This is a genomic window from Arenibacter antarcticus (assembly GCF_041320605.1).
Lineage (GTDB): Bacteria > Bacteroidota > Bacteroidia > Flavobacteriales > Flavobacteriaceae > Arenibacter > Arenibacter antarcticus.
In genome coordinates, this window is sequence record NZ_CP166679.1 from 1707486 (window position 1) to 1732691 (window position 25206).

The 25206-nt window shown below is 39.5% G+C and carries 24 protein-coding genes; 9 read left to right on the top strand and 15 right to left on the bottom strand.

Annotated features, from left to right (window positions below; genetic code table 11):
* The first annotated feature begins 15 nt into the window (after window positions 1–15).
* The 4 genes from accB (at window position 16) to KCTC52924_RS07025 (ending at window position 3757) form a co-directional block, all read left to right on the top strand.
* Window positions 16–504 carry an acetyl-CoA carboxylase biotin carboxyl carrier protein gene (accB, locus tag KCTC52924_RS07010; protein WP_251807242.1) on the top strand — a complete coding sequence of 163 codons (489 nt, stop codon included), beginning with the start codon at window positions 16–18 and terminating at the stop codon, window positions 502–504.
* Window positions 505–593: 89 nt separating this feature from the next.
* Window positions 594–1946, top strand: a complete 1353-nt coding sequence (gene accC, locus KCTC52924_RS07015; protein ID WP_251807240.1) for an acetyl-CoA carboxylase biotin carboxylase subunit — start codon at window positions 594–596, stop codon at window positions 1944–1946.
* Window positions 1947–2113: 167 nt separating this feature from the next.
* Complete coding sequence (locus KCTC52924_RS07020; RefSeq protein ID WP_251807238.1) at window positions 2114–3226, top strand: FAD-binding oxidoreductase; 1113 nt, start codon at window positions 2114–2116, stop codon at window positions 3224–3226.
* A gap of 75 nt (window positions 3227–3301) precedes the next feature.
* On the top strand, window positions 3302–3757 hold the full coding sequence (locus KCTC52924_RS07025) for a GreA/GreB family elongation factor (protein ID WP_251807236.1): 456 nt from the start codon (window positions 3302–3304) through the stop codon (window positions 3755–3757).
* A gap of 57 nt (window positions 3758–3814) precedes the next feature.
* On the opposite strand, the gene arfB is transcribed toward KCTC52924_RS07025, so the two are convergent.
* From arfB to KCTC52924_RS07060, 7 genes are all read right to left on the bottom strand, one after another.
* Window positions 3815–4219, bottom strand: a complete 405-nt coding sequence (gene arfB, locus KCTC52924_RS07030) for an alternative ribosome rescue aminoacyl-tRNA hydrolase ArfB (protein ID WP_251807234.1) — start codon at window positions 4217–4219, stop codon at window positions 3815–3817.
* Window positions 4220–4233: 14 nt separating this feature from the next.
* On the bottom strand, window positions 4234–5154 hold the full coding sequence (locus KCTC52924_RS07035; RefSeq protein WP_353057486.1) for an ABC transporter ATP-binding protein: 921 nt from the start codon (window positions 5152–5154) through the stop codon (window positions 4234–4236).
* A 153-nt stretch (window positions 5155–5307) separates the two neighbouring features.
* Complete coding sequence (locus tag KCTC52924_RS07040; RefSeq protein WP_251807232.1) at window positions 5308–7464, bottom strand: prolyl oligopeptidase family protein; 2157 nt, start codon at window positions 7462–7464, stop codon at window positions 5308–5310.
* A 143-nt stretch (window positions 7465–7607) separates the two neighbouring features.
* The gene (locus KCTC52924_RS07045; protein ID WP_251807230.1) at window positions 7608–8597 is read right to left on the bottom strand and encodes an aspartate-semialdehyde dehydrogenase; all 990 of its coding nucleotides are present in this window, start codon (window positions 8595–8597) and stop codon (window positions 7608–7610) included.
* A 222-nt stretch (window positions 8598–8819) separates the two neighbouring features.
* Window positions 8820–9227: a large conductance mechanosensitive channel protein MscL gene (mscL, locus tag KCTC52924_RS07050; RefSeq protein ID WP_251807228.1), complete on the bottom strand. Its 408-nt coding sequence runs from the start codon at window positions 9225–9227 to the stop codon at window positions 8820–8822.
* An 80-nt stretch (window positions 9228–9307) separates the two neighbouring features.
* Window positions 9308–10420 carry an alanine racemase gene (alr, locus tag KCTC52924_RS07055; protein WP_251807226.1) on the bottom strand — a complete coding sequence of 371 codons (1113 nt, stop codon included), beginning with the start codon at window positions 10418–10420 and terminating at the stop codon, window positions 9308–9310.
* On the bottom strand, window positions 10413–11057 hold the full coding sequence (locus KCTC52924_RS07060) for a thymidine kinase (RefSeq protein WP_251807224.1): 645 nt from the start codon (window positions 11055–11057) through the stop codon (window positions 10413–10415). The genes alr and KCTC52924_RS07060 overlap by 8 nt, the downstream gene beginning before the upstream one ends.
* A 200-nt stretch (window positions 11058–11257) precedes the next feature.
* On the opposite strand from KCTC52924_RS07060, the gene KCTC52924_RS07065 reads away from it, so the two are divergent.
* Window positions 11258–11938, top strand: a complete 681-nt coding sequence (locus tag KCTC52924_RS07065; protein ID WP_251807222.1) for a hypothetical protein — start codon at window positions 11258–11260, stop codon at window positions 11936–11938.
* Window positions 11939–12013: 75 nt separating this feature from the next.
* Window positions 12014–12685, top strand: a complete 672-nt coding sequence (gene rsmI / locus KCTC52924_RS07070) for a 16S rRNA (cytidine(1402)-2'-O)-methyltransferase (protein WP_251807219.1) — start codon at window positions 12014–12016, stop codon at window positions 12683–12685.
* Window positions 12686–12765: 80 nt separating this feature from the next.
* On the opposite strand, the gene KCTC52924_RS07075 is transcribed toward rsmI, so the two are convergent.
* The gene (locus tag KCTC52924_RS07075) at window positions 12766–13356 is read right to left on the bottom strand and encodes a carboxymuconolactone decarboxylase family protein (RefSeq protein WP_251807217.1); all 591 of its coding nucleotides are present in this window, start codon (window positions 13354–13356) and stop codon (window positions 12766–12768) included.
* Between the two features lie 55 nt (window positions 13357–13411).
* On the opposite strand from KCTC52924_RS07075, the gene KCTC52924_RS07080 reads away from it, so the two are divergent.
* Genes KCTC52924_RS07080 through recJ form a run of 3 tightly spaced genes read left to right on the top strand, consistent with a single transcriptional unit; the run spans window position 13412 to window position 17470 of the window.
* Window positions 13412–13831, top strand: a complete 420-nt coding sequence (locus tag KCTC52924_RS07080) for an OsmC family protein (RefSeq protein WP_251807215.1) — start codon at window positions 13412–13414, stop codon at window positions 13829–13831.
* Between the two features lie 25 nt (window positions 13832–13856).
* Window positions 13857–15767, top strand: a complete 1911-nt coding sequence (locus KCTC52924_RS07085; protein WP_251807213.1) for a peptide-N-glycosidase F-related protein — start codon at window positions 13857–13859, stop codon at window positions 15765–15767.
* A 5-nt stretch (window positions 15768–15772) separates the two neighbouring features.
* Window positions 15773–17470, top strand: coding sequence for a single-stranded-DNA-specific exonuclease RecJ (recJ, locus tag KCTC52924_RS07090; RefSeq protein WP_251807210.1), 1698 nt, complete (start codon window positions 15773–15775; stop codon window positions 17468–17470).
* 131 nt (window positions 17471–17601) lie between these two features.
* Here the strand turns inward: recJ and KCTC52924_RS07095 are convergent, their stop codons facing one another.
* From KCTC52924_RS07095 to KCTC52924_RS07125, 7 genes are all read right to left on the bottom strand, one after another.
* A complete protein-coding gene (locus KCTC52924_RS07095) occupies window positions 17602–18384 on the bottom strand; it encodes a UDP-2,3-diacylglucosamine diphosphatase (RefSeq protein WP_251807209.1) in 783 nt (260 codons plus the stop codon).
* Between the two features lie 10 nt (window positions 18385–18394).
* Window positions 18395–18844 (bottom strand): 6-carboxytetrahydropterin synthase, encoded by a 450-nt coding sequence (locus KCTC52924_RS07100; protein ID WP_251807207.1) that lies wholly within the window; start codon window positions 18842–18844, stop codon window positions 18395–18397.
* 40 nt (window positions 18845–18884) lie between these two features.
* A complete protein-coding gene (locus KCTC52924_RS07105; RefSeq protein WP_251807206.1) occupies window positions 18885–20090 on the bottom strand; it encodes a PHP domain-containing protein in 1206 nt (401 codons plus the stop codon).
* Between the two features lie 406 nt (window positions 20091–20496).
* Entirely contained in the window at window positions 20497–21822 is a 1326-nt protein-coding gene (gene nhaA / locus KCTC52924_RS07110) for a Na+/H+ antiporter NhaA (protein WP_251807204.1), read from the bottom strand.
* 529 nt (window positions 21823–22351) lie between these two features.
* Window positions 22352–22828 (bottom strand): DUF4199 domain-containing protein, encoded by a 477-nt coding sequence (locus KCTC52924_RS07115; protein WP_251807202.1) that lies wholly within the window; start codon window positions 22826–22828, stop codon window positions 22352–22354.
* A gap of 162 nt (window positions 22829–22990) precedes the next feature.
* Window positions 22991–23758, bottom strand: a complete 768-nt coding sequence (locus KCTC52924_RS07120; RefSeq protein WP_251807200.1) for an enoyl-CoA hydratase/isomerase family protein — start codon at window positions 23756–23758, stop codon at window positions 22991–22993.
* A 107-nt stretch (window positions 23759–23865) separates the two neighbouring features.
* Window positions 23866–25200: an MATE family efflux transporter gene (locus KCTC52924_RS07125; protein WP_251807198.1), complete on the bottom strand. Its 1335-nt coding sequence runs from the start codon at window positions 25198–25200 to the stop codon at window positions 23866–23868.
* Between the last annotated feature and the right edge of the window lie 6 nt (window positions 25201–25206).

Below are 25206 nucleotides of genomic sequence, written 5' to 3' on the forward strand. Positions count from 1 at the left end.
AAACTAAAACGAACTATGGATATTAAAGAAATTCAAAGCTTAATCAAATTTGTGGCCAAATCTGGGGCTACTGAAGTGAAATTGGAGATGGAGGATTTAAAAATAACCATCCGCACCGGTACGGTAGGGAATTTTCAGGAGCCAACCTATGTGCAGCACATGCCAATGAACTCTCCCATGTCACAACAGTCGAATCAACCAGCTCAAGGGGAACAGACATCTGTTGAAATTTCCCAAAAAGCAGCGGCTGAGGTAGATGATAAGTTAGTTACTATAAAATCGCCCATTATTGGAACCTTTTATAGAAAACCTTCTCCAGATAAGCCTGTATTTATAGAGGTTGGAGATACTATAAACAAAGGTGATGTGCTTTGTGTTATTGAAGCCATGAAGTTGTTTAATGATATAGAATCGGAAATATCTGGTAAGATCGTGAAGGTACTTGTGGATGATAGTTCCCCTGTAGAATTTGATCAGCCATTATTTTTGGTAGACCCCTCGTAAGGAATTTTTAAATGCTAAATGTGATTAAACCTGGCAAGGTCGGGATTGGCTGTATTTAAAATTTGGAATACTAATTAAACTTTCAAGACATGTTTAAAAAAATACTTATTGCAAATAGGGGAGAAATAGCGCTGCGAATCATCAGGACCTGTAAGGAAATGGGAATAAAAACAGTTGCAGTTTACTCTAAGGCAGATGAGGAAAGTCTTCACGTTCGTTTTGCGGATGAGGCTGTGTGTATAGGGCCTGCTGCAAGTAGCGAGTCCTATTTGAAGATCCCGAATATTATAGCGGCCGCGGAAATTACCAATGCCGATGCTATTCATCCCGGATATGGATTTCTTTCGGAAAATTCTAAATTTTCTAGGATCTGTGCAGAGCACGATATTAAATTTATTGGACCCTCTGGAGAGCATATCGATAAAATGGGTGATAAGGCTACCGCTAAAGAGACCATGAAAAAAGCTGGAGTTCCCACTATTCCCGGATCTAAGGGACTCTTAAAGGATCTAGACGATGCCAAGAAGGTAGCCAAAAAAATGGGATATCCCGTAATGATAAAGGCTACTGCTGGAGGCGGTGGAAAAGGGATGCGTGCAGTTTGGAAGGAAGAAGATATTCAGAAAAACTTTGAAAATGCAGTACAAGAGGCCACTGCCGCATTTGGCAATGGTGGAATGTATATGGAAAAGTTGATCGAGGAGCCTAGGCATATCGAAATCCAAATTGTGGGGGATCAGTATGGAAAAGCGTGTCACCTTTCTGAAAGGGACTGTTCCATTCAACGTCGTCACCAGAAACTTACCGAAGAAACCCCATCTCCGTTTATGACGGATAAATTAAGGGATGCCATGGGAAAAGCCGCCGTAAAGGCAGCCGAATATATAAAATACGAAGGAGCGGGAACTATCGAATTCTTAGTGGATAAGCACCGTAATTTTTATTTTATGGAGATGAATACCAGAATACAGGTAGAACATCCAATTACCGAACAGGTTATAGATTATGACCTTATAAGGGAGCAAATCTTAGTTGCTTGCGGAGTACCTATTTCAGGTAAAAATTATTTTCCTAAATTACATTCCATAGAATGTAGGATTAATGCAGAGGATCCCTATAACAATTTTAGGCCATCGCCAGGGAAAATAACCACCCTGCATACCCCAGGAGGACATGGAATTAGGTTGGATACGCACGTTTATAGTGGTTATACGATTCCTCCCCACTATGATTCTATGATTGCAAAGTTGATTACTACGGCGCAGACTAGGGAAGAGGCCATTAATAAAATGAAACGGGCATTGGATGAATTTGTAATTGAGGGAGTAAAGACCACAATTCCATTTCATAGACAGTTGATGGACCATCCGGATTATTTGGCAGGAAATTATACCACTAAGTTTATGGAAAGCTTTGTTATGAATCCAATACCGGTAGAATAGTAAAGACCAATAGTATCGATGTTTTTTTAGACGAAGTATTCTGTTTTTTATAACAGAGTACTTCGTCTTTTTCGTATCCGTGATTGGTAGTTGAATCTCATCCATTAAAATAATTGCTTTGTTATAAATATTTATTTTTAACTTCCTCCTTAAAGCATTGATCTTCTATGAATTTAAGTTATTGGGAATACAAGACTTGGCTTGCTGATATGGATTTCACTATAGTAGGTAGTGGTATAGTGGGACTCAATTGTGCCTTGCAATTAAGGAGTCGCTTCCCCAAGGCCAAAATTTTGGTGCTTGAAAAAGGGATACTGCCCCAAGGAGCTAGTACAAAAAATGCTGGATTCACCTGTTTTGGAAGCATTTCTGAGATTTTATCCGACCTTGGGTCGCATACCGAGGAAGAGGTGCTGCAACTGGTGCAAAAACGCTGGGACGGAGTACAGTTGTTGCGGAAGAATTTGGGGGATGCTCAGATGGATTATCAAAATCACGGTGGACATGAAGTTTTTTTAAATGAACATCAAGAGTTATATCATCACTGTCTAGAAGGTATGGAGAGGGTTAACCATCTGTTAAACTCGGTTTTTAATGCCAATTGCTTTACATTATATTCAAATACCTATAATTTTAAAAAGGTTCAAGAAAATTATATTAGTAGTCCTTTTGAGGGACAGATAAATACTGGGATGATGATGGAAACCCTGCTCAGAAAAGTGCAAAATTCCGGAATTAACGTGCTTAATGCTATTGCGGTTAAATCTTATGTAGAGACCCATAGTCATCTTGTAGTCCAGACCGATAAATTTGAGTTTAAAACACAACAATTATTGGTAGCGACCAACGGCTTTGCGGCCCAACTGATCAAGGAAGATGTAAGGCCGGCAAGAGCACAGGTTTTGATTACCAAGCCTATTGATCACCTTCAAATTAAGGGAACCTTCCATTTGGAGGAGGGATATTACTATTTTAGGAACATAGATAATAGAATCTTATTGGGCGGGGGGAGAAATCTCGATTTTAAAGGGGAAGAAACGACCAATTTTGGGGAAACCCAGATGGTGCAAGAACGTTTGGAAGAAATATTGCGGACTATTATCCTTCCGCATACGCCTTACCAGATCGATCGAAGGTGGAGTGGTATAATGGGGATAGGGAGTCAAAAAAAACCCATTGTTAAGCAATTGTCTAACCGTGTGTACTGTGGAGTACGTATGGGCGGAATGGGAATTGCCATTGGGAGTAGTATAGGGAACGAATTGGCGAATCTTGTTTAGTCGGTAAAGTATAAAAGGCGACAACAAGCTGTATAATCTGCCTTCTAAACAATAACACCTAAGCAAGATAAAAATATGGTTAGTGCCCCAAAAGAACAACTACATAGAAGTTGTGGTAATTTTATAGAAGAACGGCTGTCCAGAATACAAAAGAATATTGCATCCCTTCAGGAGGCACTTGCCTCAGAATCTAAAAGTAGTGCTGGTGATAAGCATGAAACTGGCAGGGCCATGATCCAGTTGGAGCGTGAAAAACTAGGAAATCAATTGGCCGAAGTGCAATTGTTGCAAGAGCGATTTAATAAGGTTCCCATGCACCGTAATTCCAATTTTGTTGGCCTGGGAAGTTTAGTGTATACGTCCAAGCATCATTATTATATAGGAATTAGCGCTGGGGAAATAAAGGTAAATGGGGAATCTTTTTATGCTATAGCACCTGATACTCCCGTTGGAAAATTATTGATGGGGAAGACGGTGGGTGAAGAAGTGGTTTTTAATGGCTCGGAGTTTCGGATTACTGAAATTGGGTAGGATTTAGACGATGAATACATGGGTGTGATAACGAGCCCGAAAATTATATAAATAAGGTCAGTCTAACTTTGGCCTCGTCCGATTTGTTTTTTTAAGTGCCGAACGCTTTTTCTGTTTTAAGCGCTTTTCAATGGAGGACCGGGTAGGTTTGGTCTTTCGTCTTACTTTTGGGACCCTTAGATTAGCTTCAATGGTTTCTAGAAATTTCTGTATAACCAGCTCCTTGTTCCTGTGTTGACTACGGGTCTCTTCGCTCCAAAGTATCAACACCTTTTCCTTGCTGAGTCTATGGGATAGTTTCTTAAGGAGTCTGTCTTTTTCAATAGTGGTTAACGCACTAGAATTTTGTAAATCAAAGCTCAGCTCAACTTTAGAAGCAACTTTGTTTACATGTTGTCCTCCGGCACCACTGCTTCGGACTGCTTTAAATTTTAATTCCTGAATAATGCTTTCCTTGTTCAAATATGGATTTATTATTACTTTAATCGTTGGTTAATAGTTTCTAGGGAAATATTTAAAAAGACTTTCTTTTTGGGCTTTATCGCTTCCGTATGATGAAATCTAATAATTTGTTCCCCGGACCTGGCTTCAATAAGATAATAACTTCCCATAAAGTAGTTTTTTTCTACAATAACGGGGATTCCTGATTTTTTGGAGGCCTTAAATTCATGTGCATAAACAATTATTTTACGCTTTGTATCTGCATAAGACTTTACAATTTCAATGGGGATATGATTAGCCTCGCCGAACAAGGTGGCGGTATAAATGTTTTTTGGATTAAAATATAACGCTTCCGTTTCTTCATCCGCTATAATTTCTCGGTCTTTTAAGACTAGGATTCGGTCTGCATACCCAAGAATGTCATGATGATCATGGGTTGCTGTAAGGCAACTTATTCCCTTCTCTTTTAGATAGTTGAAGAGATTTCTTCTCAGCTCATTTTTTTTAAAATTGTCTATATGTGCAAACGGTTCGTCCAGTAATAGTATTTCTGGTTCTTGTGCCAATACCCTAGCGAGGGCTACCCTTTGTTGTTGTCCACCGCTAAGTTTTTCTATCTTAACCTTGGCAAATTCCTTCATATCTATCATTTCCAATAACTGATCGGTCCGTTCCTTTAATTCTTCCGGATGGAAAACGGATAGAAATTGACTCACATTTTCTTCTACAGTGGTAAATGCCATTAGTTCTAGATCCTGCGATAGGTATTTCATATAAGATTCCCCAGGCACCAATTGAAAATTGGGTCCTAAAACCTTCTTTTCTCCCCAATATATTTCGCCTTCATTGGGTTGTAGCAGTCCATAAATAAGTTTTAGCAAGGTGCTTTTGCCGCAACCACTTTCTCCAACAATGGATACATGCTCCCCTTTTTCTACCGAAAATTCAAGATCCATAAGGATTGGATTTTTATGATATGAAAATGAAAGTGAGTTTACTTGTAACATGGCTTTTTGCAATAATGAGAATGACGAGACTAAAAAAAAAGTCCATTTCATAAAGAAATGGACTTAACAAAAATATAAATTTATTTCAACTTTAACTTAACACTAGCCTTTAATTTCCTTTATAACGGATTGGTTGGGAAGTTCTTGTATACCCATATTATATAAGGTGAAGCCAAAGATATCGGCGGCCTGTTCAATGGTTTTGCTCACTGGAGTTCCCGCGCCATGGCCCGCATTGGTCTCAATTCTAATAAGCGTAGGATTGTGCCCCGCCTGATTCTCTTGTAGCACCGCTGCAAATTTAAAGCTATGTGCAGGTACTACCCGATCGTCATGGTCTCCTGTGGTAATTAAGGTTGCCGGGTAATTAATACCGTTTTTAACATTGTGTACAGGGGAGTAGTTTTTTAGATATTGGAACATTTCCTCGTTGTCTTCTGCCGTTCCGTAATCGTAGGCCCAACCGGCGCCTGCGGTAAAAGTATGATAGCGCAACATGTCCAAAACCCCTACGGCAGGCAAGGCTACTTTCATTAATTCTGGTCTTTGCGTCATAGCGGCCCCTACCAGTAATCCGCCATTTGATCCTCCTTTTATGGCCAAATAGTCGCTAGAGGTATAGTTGTTGGCAATTAAATACTCGGCTGCGGCAATAAAATCGTCAAAAACATTTTGCTTTTGCAGCTTGGTACCCGCATCATGCCATTTTTTACCATATTCACCACCACCCCTTAAATTGGGTACGGCATAAACTCCCCCTTGTTCCATCCAAACAGCATTTATAATGCTAAAGGAAGGGGTTAGACTTATATTGAATCCACCATACCCGTAAAGGATAGTCGGATTTTTTCCATTAAGGTCCAATCCCTTTTTATGGGTGATGATCATCGGTATTTTGGTTCCGTCTTTGGAGGAGTAAAATACTTGGTTAGATTCGTAGTCTGCTGGGTTGAAATCTATTTCCGGTTTCCAATATAATTCATATTCTCCAGAAGCCACATTATATTTATAAGAAGAGGCAGGGGTATTGTAGTTGGTAAAGGAGAAATAGAATTCCTTATCTTCTTTTTTACCTCCAAAGCCACTTGCGCTACCTACTCCTGGAAGCTGAACCTCTCTGATTTTCTTGCCGTCATAATCGTATTGGTAAACTTTGGAAATGGCATCTACCATATATTCCGTAAAGAAAAAGCCCCCACCAGAACTAGCAGTGAGTACATGGTCTGTTTCGGGAATAAAATCTATCCAATTTTCAATACTGGGATTGGAGGCATCTACGGTAACAATTTTTTTGTTGGGTGCATCCAAATTAGTGACAAGATAAAGTTTGGTTCCCAAATTACCCAAGAGGGAAGTATCGGAACCTGTATGATCCACTATAGGGATTAATGTACTATTGGCCTTTGTTAAATCTTGAATAAATAATTTATTACCCGAAGTAGAAACGGAAGCGGAGACTAATAAATATCGATTGTCCTCCGTAACATATCCGCCTACATATCGATGTTTTTCTGAAGGAATGCCTCCGAATATTAGTTCGTCGTCTTTTTGGGAAGTACCCAATTTATGGTAATAAAGCTTGTGCTGATCAGTTTTTGCGGATAGTTCACTGCCTTTAGGTTTGTCGTAACTTGAATAAAAGAAGCCTTCATTTCCCTTCCAGGAGATGCCGCTGAATTTTATGTCTACTAAAGTATCTTCAACAATTTTTCGGGTTTCAGTTTCTAAAATTATAACCTTGCGCCAGTCACTGCCTCCTTCCGATATGGAATAGGCCGCTATGGATCCATCGTCGGAAAAACTCAGTCCAGCCAAGGAGGTAGTTCCGTCCTCGGAAAAGGAATTGGGGTCCAAGAAAACCTCTTTCTCTCCATTTTCTTTATTTCGGTATACTACATATTGATTTTGAAGTCCATCGTTTTTATAAAAGTAGGTGTAATTACCTTCCTTGAATGGGGCTCCCAACTTTTCATAATTCCATAACTTTTCTAAACGATTTTTTAAGTCGCTTCTAAATGAAATATTATTTAGATAGTTAAAGGTGGTTTTGTTTTGGTCGTTTACCCAAGTCTCTGTTTCTTGACTCCTATCATCTTCCAGCCAACGATATGGGTCGGATACCTCGGTTCCGAAATAGTGATCTACGGTGTCCACTTTTTTTGTATTGGGGTAATTCACAATAATGGGTTCTTTTTTTTGATGTGTTTCACAAGCGAGGACAATACTGGCCGCGACGGTGGTTAAAATTAATTTATTCATTTGTAAGTTATCTAAATTGCGTTTAAGATTATCATAAAAATACCTTTGCAGCGAAGGTGCCACAAAGGTATTTAATTGTATTCTATTTTGAGGTGGTTCTTATCACTAGGTATACAAACATCTGCCCTAAATTGGGGTAGACTTTATACCAGACTGTTTTCAACCAAATACTCTGCAATTTGTACTGCGTTGGTTGCGGCCCCTTTTCTTAGATTATCCGCAACGATCCACATATTTAGTGTATTAGGTTGGGTTTCGTCCCTTCTAATTCTCCCCACAAAAACGTCGTCCTTTCCATGGGCATAAATTGGCATGGGATAGGTATTGGTGTCGGTATTGTCCTGAACAACGATTCCCTGGGTCTCGCTTAATAACTTTCTAACCTCGGTAAGGTCAAAGTCGTCCATAAACTCTACGTTCACAGATTCCGAATGTCCTCCTGAAGTTGGTATGCGCACTGCAGTGGCCGTAACAGAAAAACTATTGTCGTTAAATATTTTCAAGGGTTCTAGGGATAATTTCATCTCTTCCTTGGTGTATCCGTTCTCTAGAAATACATCACAATGTGGAAGGGCATTTTTCCCGATAGGATAAGGGTAGGCCATTTCTCCCTGTATTCCAGCAATTTCATTTTCGAGCTGCTTAACAGCCTTAACTCCCGTGCCTGACACAGATTGGTAAGTGGAAACAACTACGCGTTTCATTTTATATTTCCTATGCAAGGGCGATAATGCCAAAACCATCTGTATAGTAGAACAGTTGGGATTTGCAATGATCTTATCTTCCTTGGTAAGCTCATGGGCATTAATTTCGGGAACGATCAATTTCTTTGAGGGATCCATTCGCCATGCCGAAGAATTGTCTACAACCGTGATCCCTGCAGAGGCAAATTTTGGTGCCCATTCCAAGGAGGTTTCCCCTCCTGCCGAAAATATTGCCAAATCCGGTTTGGCAGCTAGGGCGGTTTCTAGGCCAATAAGTGTATGTTCCTTACCTTGGAACATTAATTTTTTACCCACAGATCGTTCTGAGGCCACCAATAACATTTCCGTTATTGGGAAATTGCGTTCTGCCAATACTTTAAGCACAACTTCACCAACCATTCCTGTTGCTCCAACTACAGCTACTTTCATTATTAATATATTAAAATTGAGAAGGCAAAGGTACTGATTAAAGCCTTTGGTACAAGGAATTAATCTAATTATTATAATAATATAACAAAATGTTATAAATATCACACATAAGCAAAAAAGAACCGTCAACCTTGATATAAAAACAGGGTTGACGGTTTAGGTTGGTTAGTTGCTAGTGTAGCGGTGGGTCTTTATAGACCGGTACTTTAATAAATATTGGTATTACTTTTTTAATAGATCTCTGATCTGAATCAACAGTTCCTCTTGGGTAGGCCCTTTTGGAGCTTCCTTCTTGGGTGCTGGAGGAGTTTTAGTTTTATTGTAAGCTTTTACAATGGTGAAAAGTACAAAGCCAACAATTATTAAGTTGATAATAGAATTTACCCAAGCACCGTAACGTATGGCACTTTCAGGTTTTGTTACGGTTCCATCAGCAGCAATGATGGCTTCTGAGAGAACAATCTGCATATCTGAAAAGTCTACGCCTCCAGTAAAAAATCCTACAATAGGCATCATGATGTCGTTCACAAAGCCGCTTACGACCAAGCCAACGGCGCCTGCCAATAATACTGCAACTGCCAAATCAATGACATTTCCGGTCATGATAAAACTTTTAAACTCTTTTAACATAGTTCTAGGTTTAGAATTAATGTCCCTGTGATACTGCAATGTAGTAAAAAAAATCCACTCCCAACAAAATGTTAAAAAATTTACATCTCATCCTTGTAGATTCGTTTTATCCGTTGTGAAATACCAGTGAGAATCTCGTATGAGATTGTATCGGCGTAGCCAGCCATTTTATCAGCGCTGTGGTTTTTTCCGAAAATCACTACCTCATCTCTCTCCTTGCAATTCAATCCGGTGACATCTATCATAATCATATCCATACAGACATTACCAATAATAGGAGCAAGTTTACCGTTAATCCATACATGACCTTTGTGGTTCCCGTAGATCCTGCCAATACCATCGGCATGTCCCACAGGTAAGGTTGCCGTAACCATAGGGGAATTGGAGATAAACCCCCTATTATAGCCTATGCTCTGATTGGCCCCAATTTTATGAATTTGGGAAATAAAGGTCTTTAGTGTGGCCACAGGTATTAATTGTTCATCTTCGGATGCCTCATTGCCGTAGCCGTATAGGCCTATCCCACTTCTAACCATATCGTATTGGGCATGGGGATAATTAATTATTCCGGAGGTATTCAGTAAATGTCGGAATGGCCTATCCTTTAACCCACCTAATAATATTGAGCTAATTTTTTCAAAGGCCTCAATTTGAGATTGGGTAAAATCCCTTTCATTTAGGTCTTCGGAAGCAGCTAGGTGAGAAAATAGGGAGGTTACTTTAATTTGTTCGGCCCCGAGAAGTTGTTCCAAAAGAAAATCCACTTCGTTTTCAGAAAATCCCAACCTATTTAGGCCAGTATTGAATTTTAAATGTACTGGATATTCTTTTTGTTGTAGTTCTTTGGCAGTCCGTAAAAAAGCGGTGAGGACCGCTGGGGAATACAGACTGGGTTCCAAACATCGTTGGATCATAGTGGTGAAATTCACCTCTTGGGGGTGGAGCACCAGAATGGGAAGTTTTATTCCTGCATCTCTTAATACTACTCCTTCATTGGTATAGGCTACGGCCAAGTAATTAGTACCTAGAGTTTCCAATTTTTTTGCAATGGCAATGGAATCACTGCCATAAGCAAATGCTTTTACTACTCCCAAAAAACGGGTGCCATCTTTAATCTTGGATCTTAAATAGTTGTAATTGTGTTCTAGTGCACGTAAATCTATTTCTAGGACGGTTTCTCCAACCTTATTCATTTGTATTTTCTTTTGGGGCTATTACTACTTTGGAAGTAACTTTTATCTCACTTACTTTTTCCTTTAGCATGGCTTTATAGTAGGCAGCCCTACTTAGGGGTTCGTACTCTTCAATTTCGCCCAAGAGGACCAATTTCTCGTTATTGGTCTTTCTAAAGCTGTAATTCGCCAAATTTCCAGTACGAGTACAAACCGCATGTACCTTAGTTACATATTCGGCAGTAGCCATAAGTGCGGGCATTGGCCCAAAGGGATTGCCTTTGAAGTCCATATCCAATCCTGCTACTACAACACGTACTCCTCTATTTGCTAAATCGTTGCAGACGGTCACTATTTCATCATCAAAAAACTGCGCTTCATCAATACCAACAACATCGCACCCATCTGCCAAAAGACGGATGTTAGTAGCGGATGGTACTGGTGTTGATCGTATCTCGTTTGAATCGTGGGAGACTACCATTTCTTCATGATATCTGGTATCTACCATGGGTTTAAAAATCTCCACTTTTTGCTTTGCAAATTGTGCTCGTTTTAGACGTCGGATGAGTTCCTCGGTCTTTCCAGAGAACATAGAACCACAGATAACCTCGATCCATCCGAATTGTTCTTTAGGGTTAACAGTATTTTCGAGAAACATTTTGTAATTTTAGACGAAAGTAATTTGTTTTCCGTTAGTTTACTAGGAGGCATAAAATTATTAAAAAAATAATCTATGTGGCGTTATTGTTGGGAAAAGTTAGAGGGGGTACCAACATTTTGTATTCAACCCCATTGTCCACTGTAAAATTGTGATATCTGAGGTCTTAAGGGGCCAACGGATAGTAAAAATTATTAAAGATGAAAAAGAGACTTAAAGAGGAATTGAGAAAATTGTCGACCGAAATCATTACTTCTAGGAATATGGGTGATATTAACTACCTATACGAATCCGCAAAGGAATTATATGAAAAGTTGACAGTATTAAAATACATTGAGGAAAAATTGAACGAGGTAGAAATAGATGTTTCCAAAAGCTCCATTGGTTCTAAATTTGAAACCATGGCGAACTCGGTTTTAAATGCAAACTCATCAGTACCGGAAAATAATCCACATGAAGAGGATATAATCATTCCAGGGATAGACACTATAAAGGATATGGTATCTGAAATGCCAAGTGGTGCCACCATAGATGAGGTGCTTTCCCAATTTACTTCCAAACCGGAATTATTTAAAAACGATAAGGACCTATTTATGCCTAAGGAGGCGACAATATCCAAGCCTGTTATCAAACAAGCTGCCAACCATGCCCATAGGGATATCAAGGTGGATTTAAACGATAAATTGGCATTTGTTAAGCATCTTTTTAATAATAGTATGGAAGATTACAGCAGGGTTTTGTCACAACTCAGTACTATAGATAGTGCAGAGCGATCGGTTTCCTTTATTGTAAATATGGTAAAACCGGATTATGATAATTGGGTTGGTAAGGAAGAATATGAAGCACGCTTTATGACCTTAATCTTAAGGAAGTTTGTGTAAGCAGGTATTCTATTCCGTAATTGATGCGCCATAAGGTTCATTTTTGATTATTTTTGCCAGTTATCAATACTGTTAATGGGGAAACTATACATAGTACCTACACCAATAGGTAATCTGGAAGATATTACATTTAGGGCCATACGGGTGCTAAAGGAAGTAGATCTTATTTTGGCGGAAGATACCAGGACCAGCGGTAAATTATTACATCATTATAACATTGGGACCAATATGCAAAGCCACCATATGCACAACGAGCATAAAATGGTGGAAGGAATTGTAAGACGGTTACAGGCAGGTGAGAATATAGCCCTGATTTCCGATGCAGGCACTCCGGCCATCTCCGACCCTGGATTTTTATTGACCCGAGCCTGCGTCCAGAACAAGATAGAAGTGGACTGCTTGCCAGGGGCTACGGCATTTGTGCCAGCATTGGTAAATAGTGGGCTTCCCAATGATAAATTTGTATTTGAAGGTTTTTTGCCCGTAAAAAAAGGGAGACAAACAAGACTTACTCTTTTGGCCGAGGAGCCCAGAACAATTATTTTTTATGAATCGCCACATAAACTCGTAAAAACCTTAGACCACTTGGCAACTTATTTTGGAGCGGATAGGCAAATTTCAGTATCTAGGGAGATTTCCAAGATGTACGAGGAAACCATAAGAGGTACAATAAACGAAGTTTTAGAGCACTTCACTACAAACCCACCTAAAGGAGAAATTGTAATTGTTTTGGCTGGCAAAAAATAAACTGGAGTTTCAAAATTACGTTATTTAAAAAACCTTCCATAAAAGATCCAAATAAGTAGCAATGGGGCTTTTATTAGCGCTTAAACATGCTTTCCTTTATGCCAACCGTATTTTTCTAAATACCGTTTACCGCTTTCAATAGCATCCTTCTCCATAGAGGTACTCATGGAATCGTTCCACCTATTTAAAAATCCGAATAAGGAAATAACGCCCAATATTTCTACAATTTCGCCTTCGTCCCAGTATTTGTAAAGGTTTTTTTTAATTTTTAGACTCATGGTATTTGGAACTTGGGAGGCTGCCAAGCTAAAATCCAGTGCTGCCCTCTCCGCATCCGAGAAAGCAGCATGTGTCCTGTATTCCCATATATTATTTAATTTTTCAGGATCGGCCCCATACCGTTCCGCGGCAAGTATGGCATGTGCTTGGCAATACCGGCAACCTGTGGCATTGCTACTGACCCAGGCGATCATTCTTTTTAAGGCGGAATCTACCTTTCCTGAATTAGCCATAACTGCTTTGTTCAGATTAATGAACGCTTTAGAAATTTCTGGCCGATGTTGCATCGTCAATACAGAATTGGGACAGAATCCCAATGTTTCGTTGAAAAATTCGGACAAAACTTTAGTTTCGGGGTCGTGGTCGGGATCTAATGGATTAACGAGCGGCATGGTTGTAGATTTATGTGTATTTTTGGGACCTACAAGTAACGAAAAATTTAAATTTATGACAAATCATATTACTACTAAATGGCTGGGTAACATGGCCTTTGAAAGCAATAACCCTTCTGGCAACACCTTAATTATTGATATCGCTCCCGAAGATGGTGGAGAAGGACAAGGTTATCGTCCCAAAGCTTTGATGTTGAGTAGTTTGGCTGGGTGTTCTGGTCTTGATGTGGCCTCCCTGATAAAAAAAATGAAATTGGAAGTGGAGGAGTTTACCATAGAGACTATTGCTGATCTTACCGAAGAACATCCAAAATCTTATAATAAGGTGACCATAGAATATCATTTTAAGGGCGCTAACTTGGCCGAAAAGAAATTGCAACGCGCTGTGGATCTTTCCATTGATAAATATTGTGGGGTGATGGAGATGTTCAGACAATTTGCAACATTGGAGATAAAGACAATATTTAAGAAATAGCACCAATAATCACTTATTTTCCCTGATGATTAAAAGATATATCTATTCTTTGAGCCTGCTTTTCGGTGTTTTTCACGGCTTGGTTGCACAACAGACACAAAATTTAATATCACACGATAAAGAAACTATTGTTACTGACCCCTCCAAAGGTGAAAATAGCTATAAAAGAGAGGTGGTATTTCCTAAGAAAGAGAAAGAAATCAGGCGGATTATGCTCAATTTGCGATTTCAGTGCCCCGATGGAATGCGATGTGCAGACTGGGATTATGTAGATCATATAAAGGTAATCCCAAAGAACGATTCTATCAGTTATGAAATTGCTAGGATGCTGACTCCTTATGGAGGTCGGTTTCAGGAAGGTTGGGGTTTTAACTGGAAAGTTGATGTGACCGACTTTAGTCCAATTTTAAGGGATAGCGTGATAGTAGATTATATCCATACGGGTTATGAGGATAATAAGACAAGAGGTTGGAAAGTAACAGTAGATTTTGAGATTACCTATGGCAGGCCCGTTGTGGAAGCTTTGGCACTTCATAAGATTTATGATGGCAATTATAGTTATGGTGATACATCCGATCCCATTGAGAATCATTTGGTGCCAGTAAACCTTATAGCAAATGCCCAATCCAAATTTGGAAAGGTGAAGGTTTTGCAGACCGGCCATGGCATGGATGCCAATGGTTGTGGTGAATTTTGTGATAAGTACCGAGAGATTCTACTTAACGGACAGCTAATCCATTCCCAGCAATTATGGATGAAATGTGGGGATAATCCCTTATATCCCCAAGCGGGTACCTGGATCTTTGATCGGGCAAATTGGTGTCCGGGATACTTGCTACAGCCCGATGAGGTGACCTTTAAACTTAATTCCAATCAAGCCTATACCATAGACCTGAATATGGAACCCTATGAAACGGAAAAACCAAGCGCCAAAGAGCTTTTGGTAGCCTATGTGTTGGAATATGGAATAATAAACTCCGCCAACGACGTAACCTTGGAAGACATAATTACACCTTCCAATGAAGAAATTTACAGTCGCAAAAATCAGAGTGGAGCCCTAGCCGTTATTAGAATAAAAAATAACGGACGCGACAACTTAAAATCCGTGATGATAGATTATAATCTTGAAGGGAATAAAACCAAAAAGTTTAAGTGGGAGGGCGACCTTCCCTTTGGAGAAACGGCTTTATTAACCCTGCCCGAAGAAATCTATACCGAGAAGAAGTCTGCTATATTTTATGTGGAATTAAAAAGGCCCAATGGTAAAAGAGATGGTTTTAACGAGGACAATGCAAAACAATCTGTCTACACTAGACCACATGTTTTGCCCCAAACTAGCGTTATCTACTTTAAGACCAACAATAAACCTGGGCAGAATCAATACCAGGTAACGGATAGTTTTGGAAAAATTATGTTTAAAAGGGATAGCCTAGATCTTCAGCCCAATACTATATATAGGGATACCTTAGAGTTGCCAAAGGGGAACTACACTTTTAGTGTGGAAGATACCGGCGGAGATGGACTGGAATTTTGGTACAAGGCTAAAGCTGGTCGTGGAGATGTTAGGTTGTTAGACAGCATTGGGCAAGCTATTAAGCACTTTAACTCTGATTTTGGAAGCCATATTATTTATAACTTTAGGGTAATACCTAGCGCCCCTTACCATTTGGACAATTCACCATCAGTAACTATGTTCCCCGCCAGAACAGATGGGCCTGTTACTTTGGATTATTTTTCGAACGAACCAAAACAGGTAGAAGTGATCATTACCCAGCAAGAGGATGAATCCAAGATTTTGGAAACACATACTTACAGTAATTTGGACAGAGGTACTTTTACCTATGACCTTTCTTACCTACCAAAAATGAGGTACTACCTAAAAGTGATGGTAGACGGCAAGGAAATATTTAAAAATAGGATTAGGCTAAAAGAGTAGAGGGTATGCGCTGGACGATTAAACCAAAACCCGAAGAGGAGAAAATTAAGGCATTGGCTACGCAGTTAGGGGTTGATGGTCTGGTGGCACAACTGTTATTGCAACGGGGTATCACTACTTTTGAGGAAGCCAAAGATTTCTTTAGACCACAACTCTCACACTTGCATGATCCTTTTCTAATGAAGGATATGGAAGTGGCCGTGGCGCGTATTGAAGTGGCTGTTGCTAAGGGGGAGAATATTTTGGTCTATGGGGATTACGATGTGGACGGTACCACATCCGTAGCCTTGGTATCTTCCTATTTGGAAACGTATTACCCTAACGTGGCTACCTATATCCCTGATCGTTATACCGAAGGATATGGAGTTTCTTTTCAAGGGGTGGATTTTGCGGAAGACAATGGTTTCACCTTAATTATAGCCTTGGATTGTGGGGTAAAAGCTATAGATAAGGTTGCATATGCCAAGCAAAAAGGCATCGATTTTATTATTTGTGACCACCACCGCCCGGGAAAGGAGCTCCCTGATGCCATAGCAGTCCTAGATCCTAAAAGGGATGATTGCTCTTATCCATACGATGAACTTTGTGGTTGTGGGGTGGGCTTTAAGCTCATTCAGGCCCTAGGGTCTAAGAGAGGGCAAACCATAGAAGATCTTGTACCCTATCTAGATCTTGTAGCTACTGCCATTGGGGCAGACATTGTCCCTATTACTGGAGAAAATCGGATACTTGCCTATTGGGGGCTACGGGTAATAAATACAAACCCCAGAACCGGATTTAAAGCGATCATCGATCAGATAAATAAAAGTGAACTTACTATTACCGATGTGGTATTTGTAATTGCACCACGTATCAATGCCGCAGGACGTATGGAACATGGTCAACATGCTGTAAACTTATTGCGGGAAGAGAATTTGGAGAAGGCACAGGTTTTTGCCAAAGAAATTGAGGTATACAATACAGATAGAAGAAATCTGGATCAGGAAATTGCCAAGGAGGCATTGCTGCAGATACTTGAAAACAAGGAAGAGGAGGGTTTTACCTCTGTTGTTTATAAAGAAACTTGGCATAAGGGTGTCATTGGGATAGTTGCCTCCAGGCTTATAGAGACCTATTATAGACCTACCCTAGTCTTTACTAAAAGTGGAGATAAATTGGCTGCTTCGGCTCGTTCTATCAAAGGTTTTGATGTGTATGAAGCTTTAGAGGGGTGTGCAGATACTATTGAACAATTTGGGGGGCATAAGTATGCAGCGGGACTCACCTTGTTAGAAGAGAATTATGAGGCCTTTAAAGCCAAGTTTGAAGAAGTAGTTTCAAAAAATATCGATAGAAAGCTGTTGTCTCCAGAAATCATGGTTGATACCGTAATAGCCCTAGACGATATAAACCCTAAGTTGATGCGTATTATAAAGCAATTTGCCCCTTTTGGCCCCGGAAACTTTGCTCCGGTATTTATGGCCGATAATCTAAATGATGCTGGTTATGCAAAGGTAGTAGGACAAGATGGCAAACATTTAAAATGCCGATTATCAGATGCAGCTAGAGGTAGAAATGGTTTTAGTTTGGAGGCAATCGGCTTTAATTTGGGAGATAAATTGCCTAATGTAGTTCAAAAGGGCTTTAGTGCTGTCTTCTCTTTGGACGAAAATGAATGGCAAGGAAATATTACCCTTCAATTGAAATTAAAGGATATTAAATAACCCGTATTTGGTTAGGGATTAAGTGTCTTCTCCAAACGTCAATAAGCAAGGGGAATGGAGTAGTTTAAAAAGGATAATCAGAGCAACTGGATGCCCCCTTAAATGGATTGGAGTGATTTTATAAAGGGAGTCTAGGGTTTTGTAGATTGGGCGTCATATTTTTCCAAGGAGAGTTTATGGTCTTGAAATACTCCATAGGTAAAATAGGTGATCCAATCCCCTAAGTTTACGTAAGTAGAGTTTTCATTTAGCGAAATTTCCAGTGGGAGGTGACGGTGTCCAAATATAAAATAATCGTAATGTTGCTGTTCTAATTTACGTCGGCAATACTGTACCAGCCATTCATTTTCCTCACCTAAAAATTTCACATCCTCATCCCCGGAAATCATCTTGTTCTTTACAGAAAGATATTGTGCCAATTTTACGCCGAAATCGGGATGTAGCCAATTGTACAACCATTTTGAAACCGGATTGGTAAACACTTTTTTCATGCGTTTATAACCTAGGTCCCCTGGTCCTAATCCGTCTCCGTGCCCAATTAGGCAAACTTTGTCGTTTATGGTAAAGACTTGCGGTTGGTGGTATACCGGAATGTTAAGCTCTTCCTCAAAATAACCGTTCATCCAAAGATCGTGGTTTCCTACGAAATAATAAATGGGGATTCCGGAATCGGTAATTTCTGCTAGCTTGCCCAAGGTGCGGGTAAAGCCTTTGGGGACTACGGTTTTATATTCGAACCAAAAATCGAACAGATCGCCCAAGAGAAAAATAGCTGCAGCATCTCCCTTAACCTCATCTAGCCAGGCTACGAATTTCTTTTCCCTAGGAAAACTTAACTCTGGAGTAGGGGCTCCCAAGTGATGATCACTGGAAAAATATATTTTTTTACCCTGGGGGACTTTAAACGACTTCATCTGGGTATCTTTAATTGTCGGCAGCGTACCATTCCGCAAAGGAAGAATCGGTCTCTTGAAGCTTAAGGGAATACAGACCGATATTTTTTGGCAATCTTGTTTTTATCTTATCGGCAAAATCAATAACCATATTCTCACTAGTAGGCTGGTAATCGGCTAAAATAACATTGTGTCCCCTATCGGTCAGTTCCTTGGCTAATTCTACATGTGGTGTATTTTTGTTGAAGACAGTAGCGTGGTCAAATTTGTCCACTATTTCTTCCTTCACTATTTTTTTCAGATCTCCAAAGTCGATGACCATACCCAACTTTACATGCTCGGTATCCGTAATAGGACTGCCAATAACCGTTACGGAAAGTTTATAGCTATGTCCGTGTACGTTTCTACATTTGCCATCATATCCGAACAAGGCGTGTCCCGTTTCAAAATTAAACTGTTTGGTAATACGTATTTTGCTCATAACTATTGTTTGCGCTGTAAAGGTAAACCATTCCCACAAATTAATGGCCCATAAGCAAGGGCTGTGTCCAAGCAACTTGGAATTTCATATTTTCTATTGGATTTTTCTGTGGTTTGTCTGATGTAATTTTAGCGCGTACAAAAAGAAGATCTTTGGAGAGGTCATAGCGCGCCTCGGAGGCGCTAACAGACATGAGTTCTCTTGTTTCTGTTTCTCCCTTAAAACAGCCTATAAAGGAAATGGTATAGCTTACCCCGACCTCCGTGTCTACCGCTATCGAAATGTGCTCTGGCTGATAATCCAGAGTAGCTAGGGTAACCCCGGTAGTGGCATAAAAATCACCTTTTTCCATAGCCCGAATTAAGGAGGGGGCAGACAAGGTATCAGCCTGGACCATGACCCAACCCCGTCCAGCATTGCTCCATTTGTGCCCCATTTTATGGTAGTTGTGAGAATCGTCCGTGGCCAATCCGTACATCAAGGGTTTTCCACTTTTTATATATGCGATATTGATAAGATCCCACATTTTTTCCATGGAGATATGGGTAGAGTCGCCCATATTATGTACCATGGGGTGTCCGTTATAGACTTCAAAGAACTGTTCTCCTTTTAAGGATATCATGTCTTCCAGAGTAATGCTGTAAAAAAAGTTCGGGTGATTTATATGTGGCATGATGGGGATTCCCGTTTCCTTCCGCTGTTTTAAAACTTGATCTAGATTGTTCTGCATGGTTTCAGCAACGCTATTACCACCTTGAGGTTCAATTTGTTCTTGGATGTTGGTGGCGTTCATATGAATGTGCTTATCCTCATAACGATCGGTGATTTCTTCGGAATGGATTACCAGAAATTCACCCGCTTTCTCAAAATGGTTGCTATATTCCGTATAGGTTTTTAGTTTAACCATGATTTTCTTTGAATCCTGTTTGTGTTCTACCCATTCCTCTCCATAGGTGTCCAAGTAGTTTTTAAAACTATTTTGATAAAGGGTGTCGCTGCGGACTTGGATCCATTTTTCCTCCATGGAAATGGTATTGTGATCCGATAAGGCTATAAAGTGATAATTGTTGGATTTGTACCAATCCAGGATGATTTCTGGAAACTCGTCCCCATCGCTCCAAAAGGAATGGGTATGGAGATTTCCTTTATACCATTCTTTCTCCTTAATTTTTTCTGTCTTTGTTTCTTTACAGCCCATCGAAAAAAGCAGCATGGCTATTATTAAAGATGATAAGATGTTTTTCATTGGTAGTTATTTTAGAAACTAAAAGGTACTGAAAATGCATCTATTTTTATAGAACCGTTGAAAATGATTGTTTTGTGACTGCAGTGCCAACGTTGGGGGAAGAGGTAATTCCTTAAACTTTGAAGGTCTAGGAGTAATATTATGGAGGGTAAATAATAAATATTAGCACCGTAAATGGATTAAATTTAATTAGTCATAAGAATGGTTTAAACTAGGTATTTCGGTCCCAGGGTTAGATGGGGTAGACAGCTGTAAAACCACGGGCTTAAGCCCGTGGTGAGGAGTTGTCTATTGGGTCTAGTAATAAAATTTCTATACCTTAATCTCCCAGTTGAGCTATCATCAGTGACCGCTTTATTCCTGGTAGGTATTACCCACAAAACATAAAGTTATTGGGGTGCTCGTATTATTGTGCTGGCTGTTTTTTTAAAATCATATATCCAATTACAGCGCCAATTATGGAGGCCACAAATATTCCTATTTTGGCTTGGACCATGTATACTTCGCTGGTAAAAGCTAAGGAAGTGATGAATAAAGACATGGTAAATCCGATAGAAGCTAAGAAACCAATTCCAAATAAATTTCTAACACTCATTCCGTGCGGAAGAGGTGCTACTTTAAGTTTTACCATCAACAAGGTGAATCCTACTACTCCTACAATCTTCCCTATTATAAGTCCAAGTGCTACCCCTATAGCTACATTTGTACTAAATAATTGCTCAATGTCAATAGCTATGGAAACTCCTGCATTAGCTAATGCGAAAACAGGGATGATAAAAAAAGTAACAAAAGGATGCATTCCGTGTTCCAAGCGTTGTAAGGGTGGAATTATCTTTTTGGTATCTTCCTTTATTCCGTCCAAGATATGTATTTGCTCATGTGTTAAGGTTGGAATATTATGGTTAGGGTCGGCTGATTTAAATTTTTCTAAATAGGTTTGCATCTTTTTCACATAAGTGCTTTCCTTTATTCTCATATCCGCAGGAATGGTGAATGCGGCAAGAACAGAGGCAATAGTTGCGTGCACCCCAGAGAGCAGAAAGGCTGTCCAAACCCCCGCAATACCTAAAATAGCATAAAATAATATATTTCGTATTCCCATTTTATTTCCAATAAACATAATCAGGACAAAACCTAGACCGATGGAAAGACTTATCATTGATATGTCTGAAGTGTAGAAAAATGCGATAACCATAACTGCTATTAGATCGTCTATAATAGCTAAAGCGGTTAAAAAGACTTTTAACGATAACGGGATTTTATCGCCAAGAAGATATAATATGCCTAGGGCAAAAGCAATATCCGTAGCCATTGGAATTCCCCAGCCGTTACTTGCTTCACCGGTGGAGTTTAAAAGTATATAAATAACTGCAGGAACGATTACTCCGCCAATAGCGGCTCCAATAGGCAATAATGCTTTTCTAGGATTGGAGAGCTCTCCTCCAACAATCTCTCTTTTTAGTTCAAGACCGAGTACAAAAAAGAAAACCGCCATTAATCCATCGTTTATCCAATGAAGAAGACTATAATTGAGAAAAGGTTCACCCTCGAATTGAAATCCTAACTTTTGTTCAAAAAAACTAAAATAAAACTCAGACCAAGATGAATTTGCTAAAATCAAAGCAATAACCACACTGATAATCAGTACGATTCCTCCTGATTTTTGTTGTTGCATGAATTTTTGAATGGGATTGGTTACTTTGTCAATTGGATACCTCTTTTCTCCTACCATATTTTGTAATCTTTTTTTTTTGAAGCGATACAAAACTACATTATTAAAATTGTCACCCGTATTATTTCCTGTTTTTTTCGCAACTTTTAGTGTTAATTTTCCTAGTATAGCACGGACAACTGTTAAAAAGCAGAAGGGTCATGAGCTGCTAACTTATTCAACAGCATCTAATTTTAATGCGGGGTGAATTATAAGATTCTAAAAACTTCATTGTGACGTGCAAAAAGCTTTAAGGCAGAGTCGCAATAATAGGTTTGACAGAAATCTAGGAAAAGAAGACTTCATTTCTTAGAGGGTGGAGTAAATAGAAAATAATAGGGAGATTGCGTGCCAATCCTAATAAGTTGAGTTTGCCGAATAACCTCCTTTCATAAGGCTATCTCTTATATTTACGTTTGTTGTTGACCTTGTTTATAAAATAAACGCCAACCAAAACAAGGGCTAGGACTGGAAAAACAAAGTTTCCATTTAGGAATGATAAAATATCCATATTATAATTTTTGAAAAGTAAAACGCATAAAAGTGTTCCTTATTGTTTTTTCACAAAGAATGCAACAATGGCGGAGGTAACTATTCCCATGGTCAAGGCTCCGAAAAACCCTTGTATAATATAACTGCCTAAGCTAAAGTAGCCCTCTGCGGCTTCTTGGCTCATTTTTCCCGTTTCTACGACATAGGCAATTACATTATTAAAATACTCCGGTGTAATAATAGTGCTGGTGATATATTGGGTAAGGGGGCTAAATACTGCTACAATTATACTGATGACAATACCACTGTTAAAGCCTTGTTTCCAACTCATTTTTCCATTAAAATCAGTCTTCCTTTTATCCAATAGTGCAAGTACGTAAATTACTATGGCAACAATGGCAAATAGGTTGGTGTAAATGGGGTGTTTCGCAATATGGACATCGTGTAAACCCACGGTTTTTTCCAAAATCATCCAAGCTAAGCTCGCAAGGACGAATCTAATGGCCCATTTTAACTCCAAGCGGAATTTTTTCATATGTAGGTATTTATTGTTTTTTAACGGTCGTACTTCGACTGCAATCAGTACAGGGATGTAAACCTACCTGCGGCAGGTAAACTTGCCTGACGACAGTCAGGTTCATATTTCTTCATTGGTATTTGCGACCAATATTCGGTCATGCTCATTTCATAATCTATATTATTTCTTGAATTTTTTTAGAGTGGTTTTGGTGTGTTCGGAAAGTGCTAATCTCCCGGTTATTTCTGCGCGGTTAATCAACAGGCTCTCCCAATTACTAGTGCCTTCCCATAGTACTTTTCGCCATTCTTGAAGTGCTTCAGGGTTGTATTTGGCCAAATTTTCCGTAAATATTTGTAGCTCTTTGTCCATAGAAGCTATGGTATTAAATACTTTGGAGAAGAGTCCTTTTTCCTGTGCCCAGTAAGCATTCTTCCATTCGGTTGGTGCTAGAGAAAGTTCGGACAATGCAGCAACCCCTATTTTGCGTTGAACCGCAGGTGCAATTACCAAGGGGGCAATTCCTATAGTAAGTTCCGATAATCGTATTGCGGCAGCTTCGGTTGCAAAAACATAATCGCAGGCCGAAATAATACCAAGGCCGCCACCTACAGTTTTTCCCTGTATCCTACCTACAATTACCTTTTTACAGCATCTCATGGCATTGATTAAGTGGGCAAAGCCACTAAAAAACACCTGTCCTTCCGCTATAGTACTTACCTGTGTTAATTGATCAAACGAAGCCCCTGCGCAAAAAGTACCATCGCCTTCCGATTTTAATATGATTACGGTGACCTCTGGATTTAGTGATAATTGATCAATAGCAGAAGTTACTCTTTCCAATAGCTCAAGTACAAATGAATTACTGGCAGGATGCCCAAATTCTACGGTAGCAATTCCGTTGACTATGTTGGTGTATAAACTCCCGTTTGTTCTAGTTGTTCCCATAATATATTGAATAGAGTGAAATCCCTAAGTGTTGGTTCAACATGGTGTTAGGATAAAAATAACATCACTGCCAATTGCTGGGGTTTCCATTTATTTATCATCCAAAATTAAACGTTTTGTAGTAGGGGACGAAACTTTCTTCGAAATTTCCAGACCAAGGCCCCACCGCGAATAAACATCCATAAGGTAAAGGCAATCCAAATACCGTATAAACCCCAGCCTAAATACATGCTAAGGAACAATATGGGAATAAACCCTAGGAAGGTTGCAATCAGTAAAATGTTTCTGAGGTATTTCATTTCGCCCAAACCTTTGAATAATCCGTCAAAAACAAAAGCGACCATATTCATGGGTAAAGAGAGGATCAGAATAAAGAATATGGAGTAGAAAGTTTCTAATACTGTAAAATCATTCGAAAAAATTCGGCCTATGGGATAGTAAAAAATAAAGCCCAGGGCCATGAGGGCCAAACTGACTATAAAGCCGTATTTCATTATTTTTTGAGCTAAAATCCATAATCCGTCATAATTGTTGGCCCCTAGAAGTTTTCCACCCAATATATTCCCTGCAGCCCCATATCCATCAATAAAAAAGGCTGAAAATAACCATAGGTTTATCGCTATGGTGTGGGCGCCAATATATTTATCACCCAAGTCTGTGGCCTCCCTAACGGCAAGTATCATCGCTATGTTAAGGGCCAATGCTCGCACAAATAAATTTAGGCTCATAACCACCAATCGCCCTAATTCTGGGTGCAACGGGAATTTAAGGGTCAAACTGATATCCGTTTTAGTCACCAATAGAATAAAGGCCATTATAGCCATGACCCCTTGAGCAATAAGGCTGGCCCAGGCAGCACCTTCCAAATATAGTGGGGAAATATAACCTTCAATGCCATAGACCAATATCACATCGAGGACAATATTTAAAACCGCACCTGTAATGGCAATTAACATGGGGTAATAGGTGTTTTGCAAACCGCGAAATATTCCCATTACAGCAAACACAAACAGGGTCAATGGAAAGCCCCAAACCCGGATGGAATAGTACGAAATACATAATTCCAAAATTTTTCCCTTCGCGTTTAACAACACGAATATTTCCTCTACAATAAATATAGTAGACAAGAGGATAATAAGGCTCATTACAATATTTAAAAAAATAGCTTGTGCGGGAAGGGATTGCACTTTATCCAATTTTCCTGCGCCTAAATATTGTGAAATAATGGCCGAAATGGCACTTCTAGTCTGTCCAAGGATCCAAATGAGCATAGATAAAAACGAGCCCACTATACCTGCAGCTGCAAGCGACTCCAACCCGTGTTCCGGGATATTGCCTACAATAGCGGTATCCGTAATAGACAATAAGGGTTCCGCAATCCCAGCGATGGTAGCGGGAATGGCAAGTTTATTGATCGATTTGAAATTTATGACGGTATTCAATGGAAA